Annotated in this window: 12 protein-coding genes; all 12 read right to left on the bottom strand. The window is 38.2% G+C overall.

Annotated features, from left to right (window positions below):
• Nucleotides 1-32 precede the first annotated feature (32 nt).
• Nucleotides 33-2,891: a helix-turn-helix and ligand-binding sensor domain-containing protein gene (locus ACKU4N_RS06715; protein ID WP_321321815.1), complete on the bottom strand. Its 2,859-nt coding sequence runs from the start codon at nt 2,889-2,891 to the stop codon at nt 33-35.
• Nucleotides 2,892-3,014: 123 nt separating this feature from the next.
• Complete coding sequence (locus ACKU4N_RS06710) at nt 3,015-3,740, bottom strand: pseudouridine synthase (protein ID WP_321321813.1); 726 nt, start codon at nt 3,738-3,740, stop codon at nt 3,015-3,017.
• Nucleotides 3,741-3,916: 176 nt separating this feature from the next.
• Nucleotides 3,917-5,551: a carboxylesterase/lipase family protein gene (locus ACKU4N_RS06705; protein WP_321321811.1), complete on the bottom strand. Its 1,635-nt coding sequence runs from the start codon at nt 5,549-5,551 to the stop codon at nt 3,917-3,919.
• Between the two features lie 436 nt (nt 5,552-5,987).
• Nucleotides 5,988-6,527: a carbonic anhydrase gene (locus ACKU4N_RS06700; protein ID WP_321321810.1), complete on the bottom strand. Its 540-nt coding sequence runs from the start codon at nt 6,525-6,527 to the stop codon at nt 5,988-5,990.
• A gap of 118 nt (nt 6,528-6,645) precedes the next feature.
• Nucleotides 6,646-7,491, bottom strand: coding sequence for a sulfurtransferase (locus ACKU4N_RS06695; protein WP_321321808.1), 846 nt, complete (start codon nt 7,489-7,491; stop codon nt 6,646-6,648).
• A 3-nt stretch (nt 7,492-7,494) separates the two neighbouring features.
• A complete protein-coding gene (locus ACKU4N_RS06690) occupies nt 7,495-8,409 on the bottom strand; it encodes a glutaminase (RefSeq protein WP_321321806.1) in 915 nt (304 codons plus the stop codon).
• Between the two features lie 295 nt (nt 8,410-8,704).
• On the bottom strand, nt 8,705-10,036 hold the full coding sequence (locus ACKU4N_RS06685; RefSeq protein WP_321321804.1) for a hybrid sensor histidine kinase/response regulator: 1,332 nt from the start codon (nt 10,034-10,036) through the stop codon (nt 8,705-8,707).
• Between the two features lie 111 nt (nt 10,037-10,147).
• Nucleotides 10,148-12,484 (bottom strand): penicillin-binding protein 1C, encoded by a 2,337-nt coding sequence (pbpC, locus tag ACKU4N_RS06680; RefSeq protein ID WP_321321802.1) that lies wholly within the window; start codon nt 12,482-12,484, stop codon nt 10,148-10,150.
• 139 nt (nt 12,485-12,623) lie between these two features.
• Nucleotides 12,624-18,188 carry an alpha-2-macroglobulin family protein gene (locus ACKU4N_RS06675; RefSeq protein ID WP_321321800.1) on the bottom strand — a complete coding sequence of 1,855 codons (5,565 nt, stop codon included), beginning with the start codon at nt 18,186-18,188 and terminating at the stop codon, nt 12,624-12,626.
• Between the two features lie 179 nt (nt 18,189-18,367).
• Entirely contained in the window at nt 18,368-19,735 is a 1,368-nt protein-coding gene (locus ACKU4N_RS06670; RefSeq protein WP_321321798.1) for a DEAD/DEAH box helicase, read from the bottom strand.
• A 160-nt stretch (nt 19,736-19,895) separates the two neighbouring features.
• Nucleotides 19,896-20,138, bottom strand: a complete 243-nt coding sequence (locus tag ACKU4N_RS06665; RefSeq protein ID WP_321321796.1) for a hypothetical protein — start codon at nt 20,136-20,138, stop codon at nt 19,896-19,898.
• 135 nt (nt 20,139-20,273) lie between these two features.
• Complete coding sequence (locus tag ACKU4N_RS06660; RefSeq protein WP_321321794.1) at nt 20,274-20,978, bottom strand: type 1 glutamine amidotransferase domain-containing protein; 705 nt, start codon at nt 20,976-20,978, stop codon at nt 20,274-20,276.
• Nucleotides 20,979-20,992 lie beyond the last annotated feature (14 nt).

The following is a 20,992-nucleotide window of genomic DNA, read 5'->3' as shown; positions in this document are numbered from 1 at the left end:
GATTTTAGTAAGAATATTAGCTGACAAATCAATTAATACCTCATAATCACTTTGGTGAGATTTTCATCGGGTTCCAACTCCATTTTTTTTCGTAGTCTGTATCTGCTCACCTCCACACTTCGAACTGTAATTCCCAGAAGTATCGAAATTTCTTTCGAATTCATATTCATTTTCAAAAGAGAACACAATCGTAAATCCGCAGGAGTTAAATTTGGATAATTCTGCCTCAACCCATCGTAAAACCCACTTTGAGATGCAGCAAAATGCTGCTCAAAATCGAGCATGTCCTTTTTCTGAGTCAGCTGTCCGTTTATTACTTTCAAAATCTTATCGTAATCGCGGTGAGGAAAACGTCCTTCCAATTTCTGGAACATAACTTCCAATTCGCGTTTTATTGTATTTATCGATCTGTCCTTCTCAACCAGAGCGTTGGCTGAAACCGTTAATTTCCCCTGCAGATTCTCCAGTTCTTTCTGTAAAACATCATTCTGAAGCTGCTCTATTGTCGATTCGTTTTTCTTGTGTTGATCGGTATGTTTTTTCTCAATGATATAGGTCTGTTTCTCCAAAATGCGTTTATTAAAAACAATCAGTAAACCAACACAAACCACCAGCGATAAAATGATAACAACAACGCCTGTTTTTGAAGCAAACCAAGGAGGCAAAATTACGAATGGGTATTCTACCACATTTGATCTGCTGCCGTCGGAAAATACAGCTCTGGCCTGATATACATATTCTCCGTGCGGTATATCATTTATTGTATTTACATTTTCAGTTTCACCTTCAATCCAATCGTCGTAAAGATTCACAATACGGTATTGATAGGTCACATCATTAGGGCCATAGTTGACCGAATTAATAGTAAATTCCAGAGAATTATCTCTGTTCTTAAGTTCCAAAACCTTGTTGTTATGCAAAGGCAGTAAAATTCCCTTATTATCGACACCCTTTTTCCCCTTTACAACTTGAGTGATGACCAATGGCTGATGCTTGTAAACATCATTCGATTCATTGGGAAGGATAGCAAAGCCATTCTCCAAACATAAAACACTGGCATCTTTGTTAATTGAAATATTCTGATACTTATCGGGAAATGAAAATTGTTTATCCAGCGTGAAAGCACTTACAAAACTCATCGAATCTGCTGTGTTTTTCATATAAACAGCCTCATTATCGGCGATAGCCCAAAAATGGTCTTGATCGGCATTTACAATATTTACAGCCTTTTTAAAACGGCCAAGAGTATTATTCAACTTATTAAAAGGCAACATTCTATCAGTAAGATCATCATAAGTGTAAATCTCCTCTCCTGTTGTTACAACCACCCGGTTATTAACGGTAAAAACATTCAGCTGATATTCTGTAGGCAAGCCTGATTCCAAACCAAAATACTTGTTGGATACTACCTTTCTAAAATCATCAGACAGCTTCAAACGATTCAAGCCTTTTATTTCGTGACTGATCCAAACATAACCAGCATGATCAACCTCAATAAACCGACATGCACCTTCAAATCCATCAACAAAATGAGAAAAAACCCATTGGTTATTTTCTCTTTTAAACATCCTTATTTTGAAGTAAGTAGATTCAATTAACCATTCCTGCCCGTTTTTTTCAATAATTTCAAAATCAGTACCTCCGATTGCTGTTGACAATGGATAAGCGTTTCCCTGATCCAGTTTGAAGATACCATTATTGCTGCCACACAAGAGTTCGCCCCTCAAAATTTCCAATTTCCAGATGTGCCCGGTAATCCCCTCTAAAAGGGATAATTCTCTAAAATCCAGATCTGCATAATCCTTATCAAATTTTGAGCAAAGAACCCCGTTGTTTGTTCCAATATAAATGTAGCCATTGTGTTTTATGACAGAATAAATTGCCGACGGAGCATTATCCATATCAATTTTATACTCAATGGTCGAATTTAAGTCGACATAAGACAATCCATTATCCATTCCCAGCCATAAATCTCCCGAATGATCGAGAGCCATTCCCAAAACAGTATTGTTTTCCAGTTTAGACTGTCGGTCGATGTGACTAAGGATTTTACCATCATGATTAATAATGTATAAACCACCCAATAAGGTTCCTACTGCATATGCAGTATCACCAATGGAAACGGCAGAATTTACATCTTTTGAAGACAATACCTCATTGGCTTCACAATTCCATTTCTTAGTTTTTCCATCCTTTAAAATGTGAAGCCCTGATTTTCCATCGCCAACAATAATACCACGCTCGTTGGGCAAATAAAAACGGATGGTCGCATTTTTTGCAAAATCGGAATCAGCAATAACTTTAATCTCCCCGGCTTCAATTTTACAAATCCCACTACCGCTGACTCTTGAATAAACTGTGTCATTTATCTTTCCTAAAAACATCAGTTCACCTCCCGGCACTACAGATTTTACCTCTTCGGTTTCCGTATTGTATATAAAAAGTGTTGGGAATGACTGAAAAAGAATTTCTTTTCCGCTCTTAACAATGGACCATATTCTCTCACTGGAGAACTTGTAATCGTTTAATCTTTCGGCTAATGAATAATAATTTAATACGCCTAAGCTGTCCCTCTTCCAATATCCAAAATCTTCGTAACAGCCGGAATACAATCTCTGGCTATGCTCATCAAACAGCAGAGATCGAATTGCCGATTTAGATCTGTGCTGATGTAAAACCCAATCTTTCCCGTTGTATTCAAGTACACCGCCGCTGTTCCCAAAATAAGCCCTTCCAAGCTCATCAAATGCTACTGCCCAGTTCTGGCTCATTGCCTGATACTCACTCCGATCGTGATTAATAACAAAAATCCCAAACGGCTTTTCTATTGCGGAAATAAAAGTCGTCTGAAAGAGTAAAAATAAAAGAAGAATTAAATTGGCAGGTTTCATAGTTGCAATTCGATCTGGTTTCCTACAAATATAAAAAAATCAGGCACGATATTACCTGATTTAGTTGATCTTGCAATAAATAGCAAAGAAAAAAGGAATTAAAAATTTAAGAATATTACTATTTTAAATCTCATCGAAGGTTTTAGCGGAATCCTCGCACAAATTAAGCAAGGTTTGCAATTCAGTTTTAGTAAACGAGCGGTACTTTCCAACTTTTAAGCTGCCTAAGGAGATGTTCATAATCCGAAGCCTTTGCAGGGTTTTCACATTATAATCCAGATATTCGCACATTCTGCGAATTTGTCTGTTTAAGCCCTGAGTCAGAATTATTTTAAATGTAAAATCATCAACTCTCCAAACTTTACATTTCTTAGTTACGGTATCTAATATAGGAACACCATTTCCCATTTTTTTAATAAAATCGGATGTTATTCTTTTATTTACCCGAACAATATATTCTTTTTCGTGGTTGTTACGAGAGCGAAGTATTTTGTTCACGATATCGCCGTCATTGGTCAAAAAAATAAGCCCTTCACTCGGTTTATCCAATCGTCCAATTGGGAAAATCCGCTCCGGATAATTAAGGTAAGTTATAATATTTCCCTTGATATGAGTATCTGTAGTGCAGGTAATGCCAACTGGTTTGTTAAATGCCAAATAAATATTTCCTACTTGCTTGGTAATGGTTTGTCCTTTTACCTTGATCGTATCCTCGCCGGTAACCTTAACGCCTAAATCTGCAGTTGTTCCGTTCACCTTCACTCTCCCACTCTCAATCAGCTTATCAGCCTCTCTTCGTGAACAATATCCTGTTTCGGCAATTGCCTTGTTTAGTCGTTTTAATTCCATTTTTTATCTACTTCCATCCAATTGAAATGCAAAACTACAGTAATTAATTAATTATCTGAAAAGAAGAAGCTTTTCTTTAAAAAAAACCAATTTAAAATTGCCTGCAGCCACTCCTAAAAACAACACCCCCAACCCGAAAGATGGAGGTGTATTTTATGATTGTGAGGCAAAAAATATTACTGATTATTTTTATAATGACGATCCAAAAATAAGTAGCGATTATCATTCTTTGCGTCAACCACTTTTGATTCTACATCAATAAGCATGACAGGCGGAGCAGGATCCATTGCCTCAGCTGCCGGCCATTTCTCAAGACCAACTCCATTAGGGTTGCCTGTTCGTATAAAGTTGGCAAAATAAGTCTGCATGCTTTCCGATACAGTATAATCATCATCTGTCCATGCATAATCGTTAACCAAAGACAGGTTGCCCATGCAGTATTCAATTTCACTGGCATGAGCAGCGCCAATCGGCTCAGGCATCTTAAATGAATCATCCTCTTTCTTTTTCGTACCTCCGGCAAGTCCTGATACGGATTCCTGATCAACCAGGGCCGGACGAATTCTACTGAAAAGATATCTGTACACAGGCTGAGAACTATTTTTCCGGTGCAAATCAAACCATTTCCACGTACTGTAGGATATAAACCTGTCGGACGCAAGATCCGTTGCCGACTGTTCTATTTCTTTTTCAGTATCATGTGCATAAAGTTTTAGCACCTCATCGTAAGAATCAGGATAAGTAATTTTCACCTTTTTAATAAAATTCTCCTTAGTATACGGCAGTCCCTGCATAAATGCCATTCCGGGAATTTCAGCCGAATTCCATCCCACCAATAAAGGCACCTGTGCCTGTTCCTTCGCATTAAAAACAGCAGGGAGTGATTTGGAGTAAAAATATCCGTCAAGAACGGTTGGAAAGCTATAAATTTTCGATTGTTTGCAAATTTCAAAAAGTTCATCCGTAGTTAGTTTTCTTAATCCGGCCAATGAAGTTAAACCAGCCTTTTTAGTAAACTCTACGCCTTTTTGCTCTGCCTCTGCCAAGGGTATTGGAAATAAAGTTGGATTAATTGCAGCCCCACTTTCGCCAATTGCACCTGCAATTAATTTATTTGATAAAGGAGAAGCCATCTGAGCACTTACTGAAATAGACCCTGCTGATTCTCCTGCTATGGTCACCTTATTCGGATTCCCTCCAAATGCTGAAATATTTCTTTGCACCCATTTCAGGGCTGCACTCTGATCAAGCAATCCATAATTACCAGATGCCTTATAACCTGCCTCTTCACTAAGTTCCGGATGAGCAAAAAAACCAAAGATATTCAAACGGTAATTTACGGTAACTACAACAATTCCTTTTTGCGCCATGGCTGCACCATCATATCTCGGTTCAGAACCATCTCCGGCCAAAAAACCACCCCCATAAAAATAGACCAGAACAGGCAATTCTTTCCCATCGCCCTTTTTGGCAGGAGTCCAAACATTAAGATAAAGACAATCCTCGCTCATACTCTCCGAACGGGATTTCATATCACCGTAAACATTCGTTTGAACAGGCTTTGCTCCAAATTTTTTAGTCTCTAAAATTCCGTCCCAATTGTCCAATGGCTGAGGAGCTTTCCATCGCAATTCACCAACAGGTGGCTTTGCAAATGGAATTCCAAAATACAGACTAAGACCTTTGTGCGGATCTTTAATTCCTTCGATTACTCCATTCTCAATTTTTACTTGTTTGGAACTGTTTGTATTCTGAGCCATTATGATGAAACTCAGAAAACAAAAACAAACGACCAAATACATTTTTCCCATTTTGTTTTGTTTATTATATGATTGTAACAACCAGTCACATTGAAATTAGTGATGAGCAAAATTTTCCTTTGGCAGGCTGTACCTGCATTCTTGTATACCATCAAACTGTTAATTGTATGTTTTTTAGAACCAAAAAACCAATGGGACTAAAAACACCCCGGACACTCATCTATCCAGCATCATCAATTTTACAAAAAAATCAGCAAATAAAGGAAAAAACCGAAGCTGTATTTTACAGATACAAGGAAATTTATATAAATCTTCAAGGAGTCTGGTGAAGTTCTGCAGGATTGTATTTCTGACTCGATGCAATTGAATAATTGAAAACGAAACTGTAAAGCAAGCTTTAAAAGCGTTATTATACACACATTAATCTTTTGCGTGGCATTGCAATGAGTCGACAGTATTGTTACCCGTTCACCAATTGTCTAAATTTTTACTCTTCTACAATCGACAAGCGGTTGGTTTCCACATGATAAAACAAAGGAGCAACTGTAATTTTCGGATATTTCACACGCAATCGCTTGGCTTCAGTCACTACAAATTCTATTTCATTTCCAATTTCAAACATGGGAGCAAAATTGGTAAAATGTTCTTCCGCTCTTTCTGCTGTCCAACCTGCAGTACCAACCAAACCACGTATAAATTCATCTTTTCGGGAATGCAGATTAACCATGCCGCAGTTATCATGGCCAATGAGTGCTATGTGCTTAATTTTACCAACAGAAATTGCGTATGAAACTTTAAACTCACTATATCTTAAATTGGCTCCTCCTGATCGGATAATATAAGAGAAATTTTCAGGGATATGCAGATGTTTGCGATTATCCATACACATACCAACCAAAAGCTGGGCTTCGGTATAAGTGGCAAAAGGCAGTTTTAAGTTATGGAACTCCAGCAGCAATCCAATGGGTGTATGTCGATATTCCGGCAAAATATCCTCAATACAATTAACAGGTAACAGTCGATTCATGATTACGATAGCTATTTCATTTCCACTAAAAAATCATCATTTTAGAGTGGTATGGTTTAGAATGATTCTAAAGATAGCCAAATGATTCTTCTGTGCAAATCAGAAATACAAAGAAGAATTATTCGACCGGATAATTTTCCAACTGTCCCCATTCCGCCCACGAACCATCGTAAAGATATTTGCTGTTTGTTCGCACCAGCTCGCAGGCCAGTAAAACAATACAAGCACTTACTCCCGATCCGCAGCAAAAAACCAAGGGTTTATTCTTTACAGATAAGCGTTCAAAAATCTCATTTAATTCATTTTTCGGCAGAAACATTCCATTAGCCAAAACGCTGCTAAAAGGAATATTAATGGATTTTGGAATGTGACCACTTTTCACATTTTCCCTGGGTTCGGGAACTCTGCCCAAAAACCGATCTTCTGAACGAACATCAATTACAAGGCTCTGCTCACTATTGATATTTTCGAGAATTTGTTCAGAATTCAAGACTGATTCCAGATTAAAATCAGCTTGGAAATCGCCCGGCTCCAATTCGATAGATTTCTTTGTCTCTACTGCAAAATTTTCTTTGCTCCAAACTGGCAAACCACCATTCAAAACTGCAACATCATCATGCCCCATTACTTTAAACAGCCACCAAACCCTTGGACTTGAATAAGTACCTAAATTATCGTAAACAACTATTTTACTATTCTTATTAATTCCCAGTTTACGGCACTCTGAGGTAAATCGCTCCGGACTTGGAATCATATTTGAAATTGGATTATCAGGATCACAAAACACATTTTTCAAATCGAAAAAGCGTGCATTCACAATTTGAATACCTTCGTATTCTGATTTTAACCCGGCCTTATTATCCTTTAGACTAGCATCAAGAATAAGCAGATTAGGATCATACAAATGCTGAGAAAGCCATTTGGCTGATACTACCGGTTTCAATTTGATTTGAGTTTTTAACATGAATTAAAAAATTGAAGATTCAGTTTCGCTGGTAAACAGTTCCAAAAATTTCATTCCCTTACTCGAATTTCCCTTTTTATTCAACCTTGGACTCCATACTGCAATGCTGTATTGATTAGGAAGAATGGCAACAATGCCACCTCCTACTCCACTCTTTCCGGGCAATCCGACTTTAAACGAAAATTCTCCGGCCTCATCGTAAAAGCCACACAATTGCATAATTGCATTCACTCTTTTCGATTTACTCGAACTTAAAAACCTTTCTTTTGTTATCGGATCTATACCATACGAAGCTAAAAATAGAAATGTTCGTGCAAGTTCGCTGCAAGTCATTTCGATGGAACACAAATTGAAATAAAAGTCCAGAACGGTATCAATATCATTACGGATATTCCCTAAATCCTTCATTAAATTGATTAGAGCAGCATTTCGATAACCTGTTGATTTTTCTGATTCGGAAATACGGGAACAATACTCAAGAGAAGAATTACCTGACAGAGCTCTTACAAAATTCAGAAATTCTTCTTTAGGATTTTCCAGATGTTCCACTAACACATCGCAAATTACCAATGCTCCTGCATTTATAAATGGATTACGCGGAATTCCCTGATCGTATTCTAACTGAACCAAGGAATTAAAAGGAGTACCAGATGGTTCAACTCCTACTCTTTTCCATAAATTCTCGTCTTCCAATTTGTAAGCCATTACCAAGGACAAAACTTTTGAAATACTTTGTATGGAGAACTTTTCTTCTGAATCTCCCAGACTAAAATTTTGGTTTGTATTTGTAATTAAATGAACTCCAAATTTGTCCGGATTAACATCACGAAGTTCCGGAATATAAGACGCAGGACTCCCGGAATCCTTATAATCGTCCATCTTTTTTAAAATCTCAGTAAATATCTTTTGGTATTCCATAAACCAGCTTATTAAGTTGGCTTAAAGTTACATTTTGAACGGTAAAATCCTAATAGATTAAAAATGAGTTTACAGTACTCTATTTTCCATATGTAATACAAAGGCAATAAGAATCTTAATACTATTCCCTCCCATATTGTATTTTGTCGTGATTAAAAACCATTATGCTTTTTCCGGCTTTCTTAAATTGAATATTAATATGAGAGATGCTAAAAAGCCATCAATCAATCTAAAATTATGTTCCTCTTTTTAGTCAGCGGTCAATTGGATTTACAGATAAAAAAAAGCTTGGTAATTATCTGATATTTTTTCTAATCTTATTTAACAATTCATCTCTCTTAAATGGCTTTGATATGTAATCATTACACCCTACATCCAAAGCCTTTCTTTTTTCGTTTCCAATGGCAAAAGCGGTTTGAGCAATAATAGGAATGTTATTACGAAACTCCCGAATTATCTTAACCGCTTCGTAACCATTTAAAATTGGCATTTTAATGTCCATCAAAATCATTCCTAAATTTGAGTTGTTCCGACAAATGTCCACTGCTTCCTGTCCATTTTTCGCTCTTAAAAAATCGATTCCCGCATCGTTTAATATTCTTGATATGTAAAGAAAATTATATTCTTCATCTTCTGCAACAAGCACACAACCCGGCCTTAAAACACTCTTCGAATCTGCTTTTTCCTCTACTGTAGGTTTCTGAACAACGAAATCACCAGGAATTGTAAAATAGAATTTGGAACCAATTCCAAGATTGGATTCTACCCAAATATCACCACCTAATAAATTCACATTCCCTCTGCAAATGGCTAAGCCTAAGCCCGCTCCACCAATCGTTTTTGTTGTTTCAATCTCTGCCCTGTGAAAACGATCAAAAATTTTCTCATGATATTCCGGAGCAATTCCAATCCCTGAATCCTTTACATAAAACAGCAATTGATCTTCCTTCATCTCACATCCCAATTCAACCTCTCCTTTTAGAGTATACTTTATTGCATTACTGATCAGATTATCTAGAATTTGTCCCAACTTTACTCTATCGGAAAAAACAATGTAATCTGAACTGTAAAGAGTATTATTTAACTGAAGAGAAATATCTTTCGTTAAAATTGTGCCATGAACTGAATGAATCTGTTCCAGAAATTCGTTCAGCTTAAATTGGGTCTTATTAATGATCACATTTCCCGAATCCAGCAACGAAACATCCAATACATCATTAACTACGTTAAGCAATTGATCCGAACTTTTAGTTATAATATCAAGGTACATTTCTTTTTGATCCCTCGTCAGATCATTTTCTTTTAAAAGACCTGCAAAACCAATAATTCCATTCATTGGCGTTCTTATTTCATGCGATATATTTTGCAAAAAGGCTGTTTTCAAAGCGTCGCTCTCTCTCGCTTTTTTTTCTGCCTTACGAATTTTCACCAAATGCATTTTCAGCAAAACGTAGAACAAGATTCCAGTCACTAAAACATAAAACCAACCTTTATATGTTTGTATTTCTGTTAGAAAATCAGGATCGGAAATTATATTTTTCACCAATTGGTCAGAGAATGAAATCCATAATCCTCCCACCAACAAATAGAAAATCAAAATTTTATGTTCGAATTTTATCTTTACCATGTCTATTCTTACGTATATTCGAAATAACTTATTTTTAACGGCTAATAACTTAAAGATAATCTTTAAACAATAAATGCCAATAGTATCAATAGTAATTAAGATTCGTATTTATTATTTGATCTCATCTTCATCTTTTCCAACCACGGTAAATTTTTTATACAATGTATTGCCATGATTGTCAACCAAACTAAGCAGATGTTCTCCTTCTTCAGGACTTAATTCCTTCTGATGAAGCAGAACCGTACTGCCTATAAAATCACCATCAAGATGCCAGAAAACTTCAGCTTCCGGATCATGATGAGCCATCTCGAAAACAACTTTCCCACGAATTCCATCCAAATCTATTGGGACAAAAATCTGATCGTTTCCCTTCGGATAAATCAACTCCATAACCTCTTGATTTTGAACTCCTGAACAATCATCCCGAAAGGGAGGTAAAGGCCGATACAGAGCATTTCTTTTTTTATAGTACCATTCCATTGCAGGTGGCAAAACAAACCAATTTACATGTTTCATGTTACTTACTTTCTCGCATTGAGAATTCACCTGATACCTCTTGCCGGCATCCAAATGTACAAGTCTGTGATAGGGACATGAATTGGTCTCCAAACCGGTCTTGCAAACCAATATGGTATCAACAGTCTCGCACCATCGACCTGCCCTGTATCCACTTTGCCTGCAAACAGGAATCTCTTCCATCTCCTCAAACGGAACATCAAACCAAGAACCAGAAGGAAGCAAATTAAACACATCGAACATCACAGGCGCTGCTGCACTTACACCCGTTAAGCCCGGCCGGCCTTCTCCATCAGCATTACCAACCCAAACACCAACAACATAATTTGGTGTTGCTCCAATAGCCCAGGCATCCCGAAAACCAAAGCTCGTTCCGGTTTTCCAGGCCACTTTTCGTGATGAAGAAAAAGATTTCCACCCATTTTCACCATCCGGTCTGTTGACTTCCAGCAAAGCTTCAAATGTTTGATAAATGGAAGCCGCACTTAGTCTTGGCTGAGCTCCATCTTTTCCCAATTTCACAGAATCCTTCAGTCGGTAAGAAGACTCCCGAATATCATTAACAAAATAAGCTTTATTAAATTGATTGTAATGACTTAAAGTTCTTGCCAATCCTGAATATATTCCACATAAATCCCACAATGTACCTTCTGCTCCACCCAATATTAAAGACAATCCATAATGTCCGGCCGGACGATTGAGCGTACTCATCCCCAATTCCTTCATCATATGGTGAAAACGCTCTACTCCGTAATCGCGAAGCATGCGAACTGCAGGCACATTTAAAGACCGTGACAACGCCTTTTGAGCTGGAACGGCACCATCGTAGCGAAGATTAAAATTCTTGGGCGAATAGCCTGCTATCTGAGTAGGTATGTCAGGTATCAGAGTATTGGGAAGAATTTCGCCATTAGTCAGCATTCCGGCAAACAAAAATGGTTTTAAAACACTTCCGGTACTTCGTGCAGCACGAACAACATCCACCTGATTCCCATGATTTTCCTCATCTAATTTTGCTGTATTTCCAACATAAGCTATGCTTTGTCCCGATTCAACATCCAAAACCAAAACTGCCATATTGTGAATCTGATTGGCCTCTAAGTTTTGCTGGTATTTTCGGACCAACGCATTTACCTGCAATTGAAGCCGATAGTTTAAAGAGCTTGTAATTCGTTCGCCTGTATGTTCAACATTTGCCTGATCCAATAAATGAGGAGCCAACATTGGCAATGAATGAATTTTAGAAGGTATTTCTTCTAATTTTGCCAATTTACAAGTCATGGAATCAATAATTCCTCTTTCCACCAACCGATCCAAAAGGCGATTTCGTTTATCACGAAGTTTCCTGCTGTTTCTTCCCGGATAAATTAATGAAGGAGCATTTGGCAATACTGCTAAAGTGGCAGCTTCTGCCCATGATAAATCTTTGGCATTTCGTGCAAAAAAACGCCACGAAGCAGCTTCCAAGCCAACCACATTTCCTCCAAAAGGAGCATGAGAAGCATACATGGCAAGAATCTTCTTTTTAGAATATCCCAACTCCAGGCGAATCGCTTTAATCATTTCAATCAGTTTCTGATAGATGTTCCGACTCTTGCCTTTTCTGGAAATACGAATCAATTGCATGCTTAGCGTGCTTCCTCCGCTCACCACATGACCAGCCTTTATATTTTGAATTAAAGCTCTTCCTAACGAAACAGGATTCACTCCCGGATGATAATAAAAATACTGATCCTCAAATGCCAAAAGTGACTGTTCAAACTTTTCGGCTACCCGTTCTGATTCCGGAAACCGCCATTGTCCATCTGCAGCGATTCTAGCCCCAAGCAGCTTTCCTTCTCTACTATATAGAATAGTTGATGTGGGATCGTGAAATAATTTTGATGGCAGAGAAAACCAAAATCCGAGCCCCAACAACAAAAATGCCAACATGAAAATGCGGCATTTTTTAGATTGGCAATATTTTATTTTTGGTATTTTCATTTAATAAAGAAAATATCCTTTCGGATTTACAGTATTTCAACATAATAACGCTGTCAGGTCTTTCAGACACTGACAGGCTATTGATTGTTTATTTCACAACTTCAACCCATTGACCCGGCTTGCGGGCATGAATACGATCATCGTACATAGCTTCGCAATTTACCGTTGGAAGATAATATTTTCCAACGTAAGCCGCATTCATGGTAACCGTGAAGATTTTGCTCTTATTTCGATCCAAATCAAAATAGGTATACACCCGGTCATCACGAATATCCTGATAAGTTGGAACATCAGATTTTACAAGTTCATCAACATCTCCGAAACGAGTATTCACAATCTCCCAGCCCGATGGGAATATCTGAGTTAAAGCCATTTGTTCATAATTGTCCATCACACCCGGATTTTCAATCCGAACTTCTACTTTAAAATCAGTTCCCTGATGCAGGGTTTTCACATCAATCAGATTTCCCTGCATATCTTTGTACGAAATCTTCATTTTCAGATTCTCCTCGGCAGAAGTCTGATCTCCTGTTGCAGGAATTCCACTCATACTTACCCGCGCATAAAGAACACCATCGGATAGGTTGTTGACTTTTACACTTGGTTTCCCTGTTTTTAAATCCAAAGGAATCTGAATGACCGGATTATTACTCGATAATTCCTGAATTTCACCACCATTCAAGGAGTAAGAAACACTCAATTGCTTTGATTCCCCACGTCCGGCAAACTCTGCCATACCGATTAAACAAAATGCTGTTGTTTGTGTACTCATCCAGGACTTACTTGATAATTCTGCTGATAATTTCTGAACCAAAGGAAAAGCCTTAGTTTTTTTATCAAGCAAACTTAAAGTTTCCAGAATCATCGCTCTGTCACGGGTATCAGACCCAAAAGAACCTGAATGTTCACGATAAGCTTCCACTTCCGTTCCCAGATTTTCAATCAGATTCTCTGCAACTTCTGTTTGTCCTATTAAACGATAAGCTGCTGCCAATCTCCATTTTGCAGCTGATGAAAGTTTTGTTTGTTCTCTCATCCTATTCATTGAAGCCAAATCAGGAATTTCAGCTTCGGCAAGAGTATACAAGCGGTATGCCTGCAGCAGATCATGACGGGAATAGTAAACACCACCGCGGTAAGAAGAACTCTCCCAGCTTTTAGCTGCAGATTTTTGATATCGTAACCATGCAGATTTCAAGCCAATTGGCAAAGTATAGCCCATTTCCTCAGCCTTCAGCATAAAATGCCCCGCATAACTGGTTCCCCAATCACTTTCATAATCGCCTCCCGGCCAATAACTAAATCCACCATTTGGCATTTGAAAACTCAACAAACGGTTCAATCCAGCCTGAACGTTTTTAGAAATCCGGGCTTTTTGTTCTGAATCCAGAGTCACTACTTTATCTAAAAATAACTGAGGGAAAACCGACGAAGTTGTTTGTTCAATGCATCCATGAGGATATCCGATAAGATATTCCAAACGACGACCAAAATCGATTGGTGGAATATTAGACAATTCCAAAACCCCTTTGTTGGTTCCTTCCATTCCGGGTAGTTTCAATACATTTGCCCAGCTCTCACCCGCTTTTAATAATGTGTCACTTACATTTACCACACGTGGATTCGGATTACGCACATCCAGTTCAATATCATAAGTTGTTTTTACATTTCCACTTTCAGCAAAAACCTTTACTTTGGCAATACCTAATTTAGAAGCCACTTTCAAATCAAAATCAATTACCTGCTCTCCCGTTTTTTCAAAAACCACGATCTTTTCAAGACCGCCTTCGCTGATAAGAAATTCATTGGGTTCGATTCTTACTTTTACGTTCTTAATTTTAGGATCCATAGCAAAAACAGTAACCGGCAATTTTACTGATTCTGCCGGACCAACCACTCTAGGCAAGCTTGCCAGTATCATTAAAGGCTTGCGAACCTGAGTCGTTTTCTCGGCAGAACCATAAGCTCCCTTATCTCCTGCAACTACCATGGTGCGCACAGATCCAACATAATTAGGCATGGTAATTTTATGCAATTTGCTATCTCCGGCGTGTAATGTGTAAGGACCATAAAACAGTACCACGGGTTTAAACCGATTTGCCTTGGCCTGTTTCTTTTCTCCCAAATCTTCATCACCTCCAATAGCAAATGCTTTTTCCAGTCTGGCACCAAATGCCCCCATCACCAAATCATACATATCCCAGGTTTTCACTCCAAGAGCTTCGCGGGCATAAAATGTATTCCAGGGATTTGGTGTTTTAAAGCGTGTTAAATCAAGCAAACCATCATCAACAACCGCTAAAGTATAAGTCATGGCCTTTCCATCCTTCTCCGAAACTGTCACCTCAAATTCTTTCTCCGGCTCCAACACATCAGGCATTTTAATTTCCGGATTCAATCGGGTATTTGGATCTTCAACCAAAATTGGAATAACACCATACATTCGAATCGGCAAATCGTTCTCGGTTTGAGCATGAGGTTGCACCAAACTCACACTAACATATGCATTGGGAGCCATTGCAGGGGTAATATCAAAGGAAAATTCTGATTCCTTAGATTTTGTATCTACCCAAAACGCGTGCAAAACCTTTGCTCCGGTTTCAATACTTACCAAAGCTTTTCCTGATTTTGATGACGGAATTGTTACCGTAGCTTTTTCACCTACCTGATATTTATCTTTATCAGATGTAAAAGAAAGCATGCTTGCATTGCCCGGCATTCCTTCAGGCGTGCGGCCATACCATTTTGAAAAATAAGCTGTTTCTCCTGTTGAATGACCACTCACAGGATCGGTCACCCGAATTAAATAACGTCCGTAATCACGCCAGTTGTTGTATTCAATATTCAACTTAAATTTCGCTTTTCCCTCTTTGGTACTTACCTTTTGATGCGAAATAATCCGGGTTGATGAACGGCTAATGTATGAAGCCAGATTTTCCTCACCTGCATCCCACCACCATCTCCAGTCGATCTTGTAAACTTTCACATCCAAATCTTTTCGATCTACAGGAGCTCCGTCAGAATTTACAGTGGCAATTTGAATTTCATGATCAGTATCCGTTAAATACCAACCCCTCTCCGATTCCGGCATTTGTATCCCAACAAATGATTGATAGGGAGCAAACTTCACCCTTTGCATATCGATACTAAAATCACCGCCCTTTTCAAATACACGGGTTATGAAATTGGCATTCAACATTCCAGGAGCAGATTTGTTTCCTTTCAAATCCAAATCCACAACGGCTTTTCCATTCTGATCTACTTTTCCATCAAAAATGACTTGTTCGTCGGCATAAAATTCTTTCGACGGGTCATCAAAAATATAGCGGGGATATTTACCGAATGAGGTTTTAGCTGGAGTCAACCGCAGACTGATATTTGATTTTAAATCGCGGGCAATGGCTCCATGCAGCCATTTCACTTCCAGATTGGCTTTTTGATTCACTGCCGCAGATTTTAAAACTTCAGATTCGAATTCAAGCTTTATTTTTAACCTGTTTGGTTTGACTGTCTCTATTTTTATCGTTTTTGTAAAAGTGGCACCTCCAACTTTTATTCTGGCCGACCAGGTTCCTGTTGGTGCATCAGCATCCGTTGAGCTGGTGAAAGAATAAAATCCATTGGTTCCTCCTGTACTTATTTTATGAGTAACGGTTTGTCCCTGAGGATTTATCAACTCAAAAACAACCGGATGATTATCTGGTAATACATCATTGGAATCCTCTAAAACAAAGGTCAGGTATAAATTATCTCCCGGACGCCAAACACCACGTTCTCCGTATAAATATCCTTTTATTCCTTTTTGAACAACTTGTCCGCCAACATCAAAATTACTAAGCGAAAGCGAGGATCCGTCATCCAAACGCAAATACCCGCGTTGATCTCCTTTTTTTGCAACCAAAAGGAAAGGTTGCCTGTCCAACTGTACTTTAACCAAACCATCTTTATCGGTTTTACTTCGGGCCATCAGCTGTTTTTGGTAGTTGTACACTTCCAATTCAACCGAAGCTTCCGGTTCTGCAGTAATCAAATTGGAAACCGCAAAAGTGATCGATTTATCAGTTCCGCCTTTCGCAATAATCCCCAAATCGGAAGCAAATAAATTCCGGCTAACAAACCGTTCTCCGTTATAATAGGATACATGACAAGGATTCTCTTCCTCTCTCCACGTGTATCCGGCAGGATAATAGTAAGATTCATACCATCCCGGCTGATCCCAATCCTGCATTTCTTTCTCCAGTTGCTGCTCTGCAACTAAATCATCTAAACTGCTTAACTCATTCTCGCTTTCCTGCTCTGTACCGCATGCATACAATGCATATTCTTTTCTAAAACGCAATTCGATTCGGTAAATCGACCCAGGCTTCACATCAATGTAATTCGCAATGTCCAAAGTGAACGCGTTCCATTTGCGCAAATCAATGGCTCGATTGGTTCCCAAATCGATTCGTTTCTGCAAAATCAATCGAGCTACTCTTCGAATATTGCCCGATTCACCCATTTTGTTATCCTGCAAAAACTGATGTACATTGTTCTCAAATATTTCAACTACCCTTACATCAACAGCTTTTAAACTAACTGCCTCGAATGGTAAAATCAATCCTTGCGATGAAGGAGAAATAACTCCTTTTCCGATTAATCGGACTGCCGGTTTAATGTCCTCAAAAGTGAGTTCCATCTTAGTGCTTTTCATCAAAGCGTATTCCATTGCATTTCTAATTCCCTCTTCGAAACTTATCATTTTGATTCCAGATAACCGATAGCCGGGATAAGCCCTGACTTCATTTCCTTCTACAATAAATTTCAAAGAAGATACTCCGTCAATACGAATTAAACCATCCAGATTTTGATTCTTTTTCAGTGGATCAGAAAAACGAACCGACACATATTGCTCCGGTTGCTGAATCACCTTTGCACTCATCACTTTAAAAACATTTAATGCAGGAATCTCAATTTCTTTCTCCCCTTTTTCATCCACTCCAATGGATGCCCCGTTCCACACTAAATTCAATTCTCCTTTGTCCTCTTCTCTTTTCAAGCTATCCACAACAAAATGATGCTGTTTTCCATCAGCAGAATGCATCCACTCAATATTTTTTTTCTGAGAATTAATTGTGGCAACCAAAACTGATTCAATCTCATCATCAACAATTACATCAGCTGTTGTGATGTACCCTTTGTATTTCTGATAAAGCATATCTGTTTTATCGTAAGATTGCAAGCCTTCTCCTGTAAAGGCAAAACTTTGTTTTATGGTTTGGAAATTGAATTTTAGCTCGGCATATTTCGCAGGAACCTCCATCAATTTCGATAGTTTCACATTCACTTTGTATTCTTTTCCCGATTCCATTCTGGTTTCTGGTCGGAATTCAATACAACGAGGATCTTTCCAATATGCTTTTCCCTTTACCGAAGGAGCAATACTAACAATTCCCTCTTCCAGTTCCTGACCAGATTCAATCTTTTGATCGTAATCATTTACCAGTCTTATTTGAATCACCGACCCGGCAGAAATAACTCCGGAAGTAAAAGCCGAAATATATTGCCCAAAACCAGGATCAACTTTTTGTTTTACACTCTTTTTGTCTTTACAGGAAAACGTCGCAAGGATCAATATCGCCAACGAAATCAGGAGGTAGAATTTCTTTCTCATTTTGTGAATTGTACGGATTAATTAACTGAGGATAATATTAAGGATAAGAAATGATTTATCAAAGTTTATAAACGATCATAATCAATACTATTTTTCAACAATAACCGAATTAAAAAAGCCGAAAAGGAGATCCTCTTCGGCTTTACATATATTTTAAAATTTATTTTTATTCTGATTTCTTATTCAGCCCGTTTCTTGGAGGCTGAATTGCCACGTCTCCATTCTTTATTTCCTGAATATGATGGTTTCGAAGAATTTGGCGTTCTGGAAGAACCTGAAGACTTTGAAGAATTCGATGATCTTGAACCGGACGATCTGGATGAATTTGATGGTTTTGAAGATTTAGATGCCCTGGGCTGTTGCCTTCTTCTATCTGACTTCACTTCCTCTACGGCATTATCCTCTACTCCACCCGGAAGAAAAGGATGATCCTTAACCACGTCAATATCTTGTCTTATTAACTTCTGGATATCTTTAAGATATGGTTTTTCTTCTGTATCACAGAATGAAATTGCATTGCCGCTCGCACTTGCACGACCTGTTCGTCCGATGCGATGAACGTAAGTTTCAGGAATATTTGGTAAATCGTAATTTACAACCAAAGACAATTCCGACACATCAATACCTCTGGCTGCAATATCTGTTGCAACAAGTACCTTTGTACTTCCATTTTTAAAATTACTTAAAGCAAGCTGTCGGGCATTTTGAGATTTATTCCCATGAATTGCTTCGGCCGGAATGCCTGCCTTTTGCAAGCCTTTAACTACCTTATCGGCACCATGTTTTGTTCTCGAAAACACCAGGGTAGAATCGGTTTCTTCAGTTTTCAAAAGAAAAATCAGCAATTTTGGTTTTGCTTTTTTACTCACGTAGTAAAGCGATTGCCCAACTTTTTCGGCTGTAGTCTGTTCCGGCTTTACTGTTACTCTATCAGGATTACCTAAAATTTTACCTGCCAAACTTACGATGCTTGCCGGCATGGTTGCAGAAAAAAACAAGGATTGTCTTCTTTTAGGCAATAGATCAATAATTCTGCGAATGTCATGAATGAACCCCATGTCGAGCATCTGGTCTGCCTCATCCAAAACAAAATACTTAATGTCTCTTAATGAAATATACCCCTGCTGTATTAAATCCAGCAATCTTCCCGGAGTGGCAACCAACACATCAACACCTCGGTTTAAAGCCTGTGTTTGTGCGCCTTGTTTCACTCCCCCAAAAATAACGGTATTCAAAATTCCAGTATATTTTCCATACTCTGAAAAACTATCCTTAATCTGAATAGCCAATTCGCGGGTTGGAGTTACCACCAAAGCCTTAATTTTGCGACGGCCTTTTTCCGGTGTTTCATCATTGTAAATATGCTGTAAAATTGGAATTGCAAATGCTGCAGTTTTACCCGTTCCTGTTTGTGCACAACCTAATAAATCTCTTTTGCGAAGTAAAATGGGTATTGATTTTTCCTGAATTGGAGTGGGATGTGTATAACCTTTTTCCCCAATCGCTTTAAGAATGGGATCTATAATCTCTAATTTGTCAAATGTCATAAATGTACTTAAAATTGAACGGCAAAGATAGTCTAATAGTTTGGATTAACAGCAACTATCGCAAAATAGCTGATTATCAACAATATTTACACAATAACAATTAAATTAAAATTGGGAAAACTGTTTATTCTAACAACTCAGAAACTATTATTTAAATCAATTATTTCTTCGAAGAATCGGATGAAGGAGAAGCCTTTTTCTTAATATGTGTCAGTTCCATTTTGCGGATTCGGGCACGAATTGCTCCTTTTGTCCGCTTCAGTTTAATTGCCATTTCACCAACAGCCACACCATCAAAAAACAGATTGATCAATTCATCATCATCTTTTCTTGACCACGGATTGTAGGCCTGCTGATTTTCTTTTTTAATTTTCTTGATGGAATCAAAATTGTCCTGGTCCATGGTTTTAAATTGTTTGATGTTATTGTTTATGGTGCAAAGGTAGTCAGAAGAATCTATTTTGAAGAGAAAGAGCCACAAATGAAATGAATTCACTCTGTGGCTCTTTACTTATTTAAATTCAACACTCAATTTAAATTACTTCTTTTGAAGCATCTTTAACAGCATTTCGGCTACAAGTGCTGATGATGCCGGATTCTGACCGGTAATTAAATTACCATCCTGAACGGCATAAGCAGCCCAATTATCACCTTTGCTGTAAATACCTCCATTTTCCTTCAACATGTCTTCTACCAAAAATGGAACAACCTTAGTCAACTGAACAGCTTCCTCTTCTTCATTTGTAAATCCGGTCACTTTTTTGCCTTTCACCAGGAATTCACCTTGTGCATTTTTCACATGCCGCAAGGCTGCCGGTGCATGGCAAACAAAGGCTATTGGTTTCTTTGCGGCATCAAAATCCTGAATTAATTTTGCCGAAGTTGCATCTTCCGCCAAATCCCAAAGAGGACCATGTCCGCCAGGATAGAATACCGCATCGTAATCTTCAAAATTGATATCTGCCAAAGCAATGGTTTCATTAATCTTTTTCTGAACTGCTTCATCCTGATTAAAACGCTTGGTATCCTCAGTCGCATTTTGAGGCAAGCTAGAAGTTGGATCGATTGGTGCCACGCCTCCCTTTGGTGTGGCAATTGTTATATCAACACCCTGATCGACTAAGGTATAATAAGGATTGGCAAATTCTTCCACCCAAAATCCGGTTTTGTGACCTGTATCTCCCATTTGAGAATGAGAAGTCAGCACGAATAATATTTTCAAAGCTCCTGTTGTTATCGTCATATCTATTAAATTTA

Origin of the sequence: Labilibaculum sp., from assembly GCF_963664555.1 — a bacterium.
Classification (GTDB): Bacteria; Bacteroidota; Bacteroidia; order Bacteroidales; family Marinifilaceae; genus Labilibaculum.
The sequence above is the reverse complement of the archived record's forward strand: the minus strand, read 5'-3'. Positions and strand labels throughout refer to the sequence as shown.

Coding starts and splice junctions, on each gene's coding strand:
- ACKU4N_RS06715 (WP_321321815.1), bottom strand. CDS start 2,891: ATGAAACCTGCCAATTTAATTCTTCTTTTATTTTTACTCTTTCAGACG.
- ACKU4N_RS06660 (WP_321321794.1), bottom strand. CDS start 20,978: ATGACGATAACAACAGGAGCTTTGAAAATATTATTCGTGCTGACTTCT.
- ACKU4N_RS06700 (WP_321321810.1), bottom strand. CDS start 6,527: ATGAATCGACTGTTACCTGTTAATTGTATTGAGGATATTTTGCCGGAA.
- ACKU4N_RS06690 (WP_321321806.1), bottom strand. CDS start 8,409: ATGGAATACCAAAAGATATTTACTGAGATTTTAAAAAAGATGGACGAT.
- pbpC (WP_321321802.1), bottom strand. CDS start 12,484: ATGTTGGCATTTTTGTTGTTGGGGCTCGGATTTTGGTTTTCTCTGCCA.
- ACKU4N_RS06685 (WP_321321804.1), bottom strand. CDS start 10,036: ATGGTAAAGATAAAATTCGAACATAAAATTTTGATTTTCTATTTGTTG.
- ACKU4N_RS06705 (WP_321321811.1), bottom strand. CDS start 5,551: ATGGGAAAAATGTATTTGGTCGTTTGTTTTTGTTTTCTGAGTTTCATC.
- ACKU4N_RS06695 (WP_321321808.1), bottom strand. CDS start 7,491: ATGTTAAAAACTCAAATCAAATTGAAACCGGTAGTATCAGCCAAATGG.
- ACKU4N_RS06670 (WP_321321798.1), bottom strand. CDS start 19,735: ATGACATTTGACAAATTAGAGATTATAGATCCCATTCTTAAAGCGATT.
- ACKU4N_RS06675 (WP_321321800.1), bottom strand. CDS start 18,188: ATGAGAAAGAAATTCTACCTCCTGATTTCGTTGGCGATATTGATCCTT.
- ACKU4N_RS06710 (WP_321321813.1), bottom strand. CDS start 3,740: ATGGAATTAAAACGACTAAACAAGGCAATTGCCGAAACAGGATATTGT.
- ACKU4N_RS06665 (WP_321321796.1), bottom strand. CDS start 20,138: ATGGACCAGGACAATTTTGATTCCATCAAGAAAATTAAAAAAGAAAAT.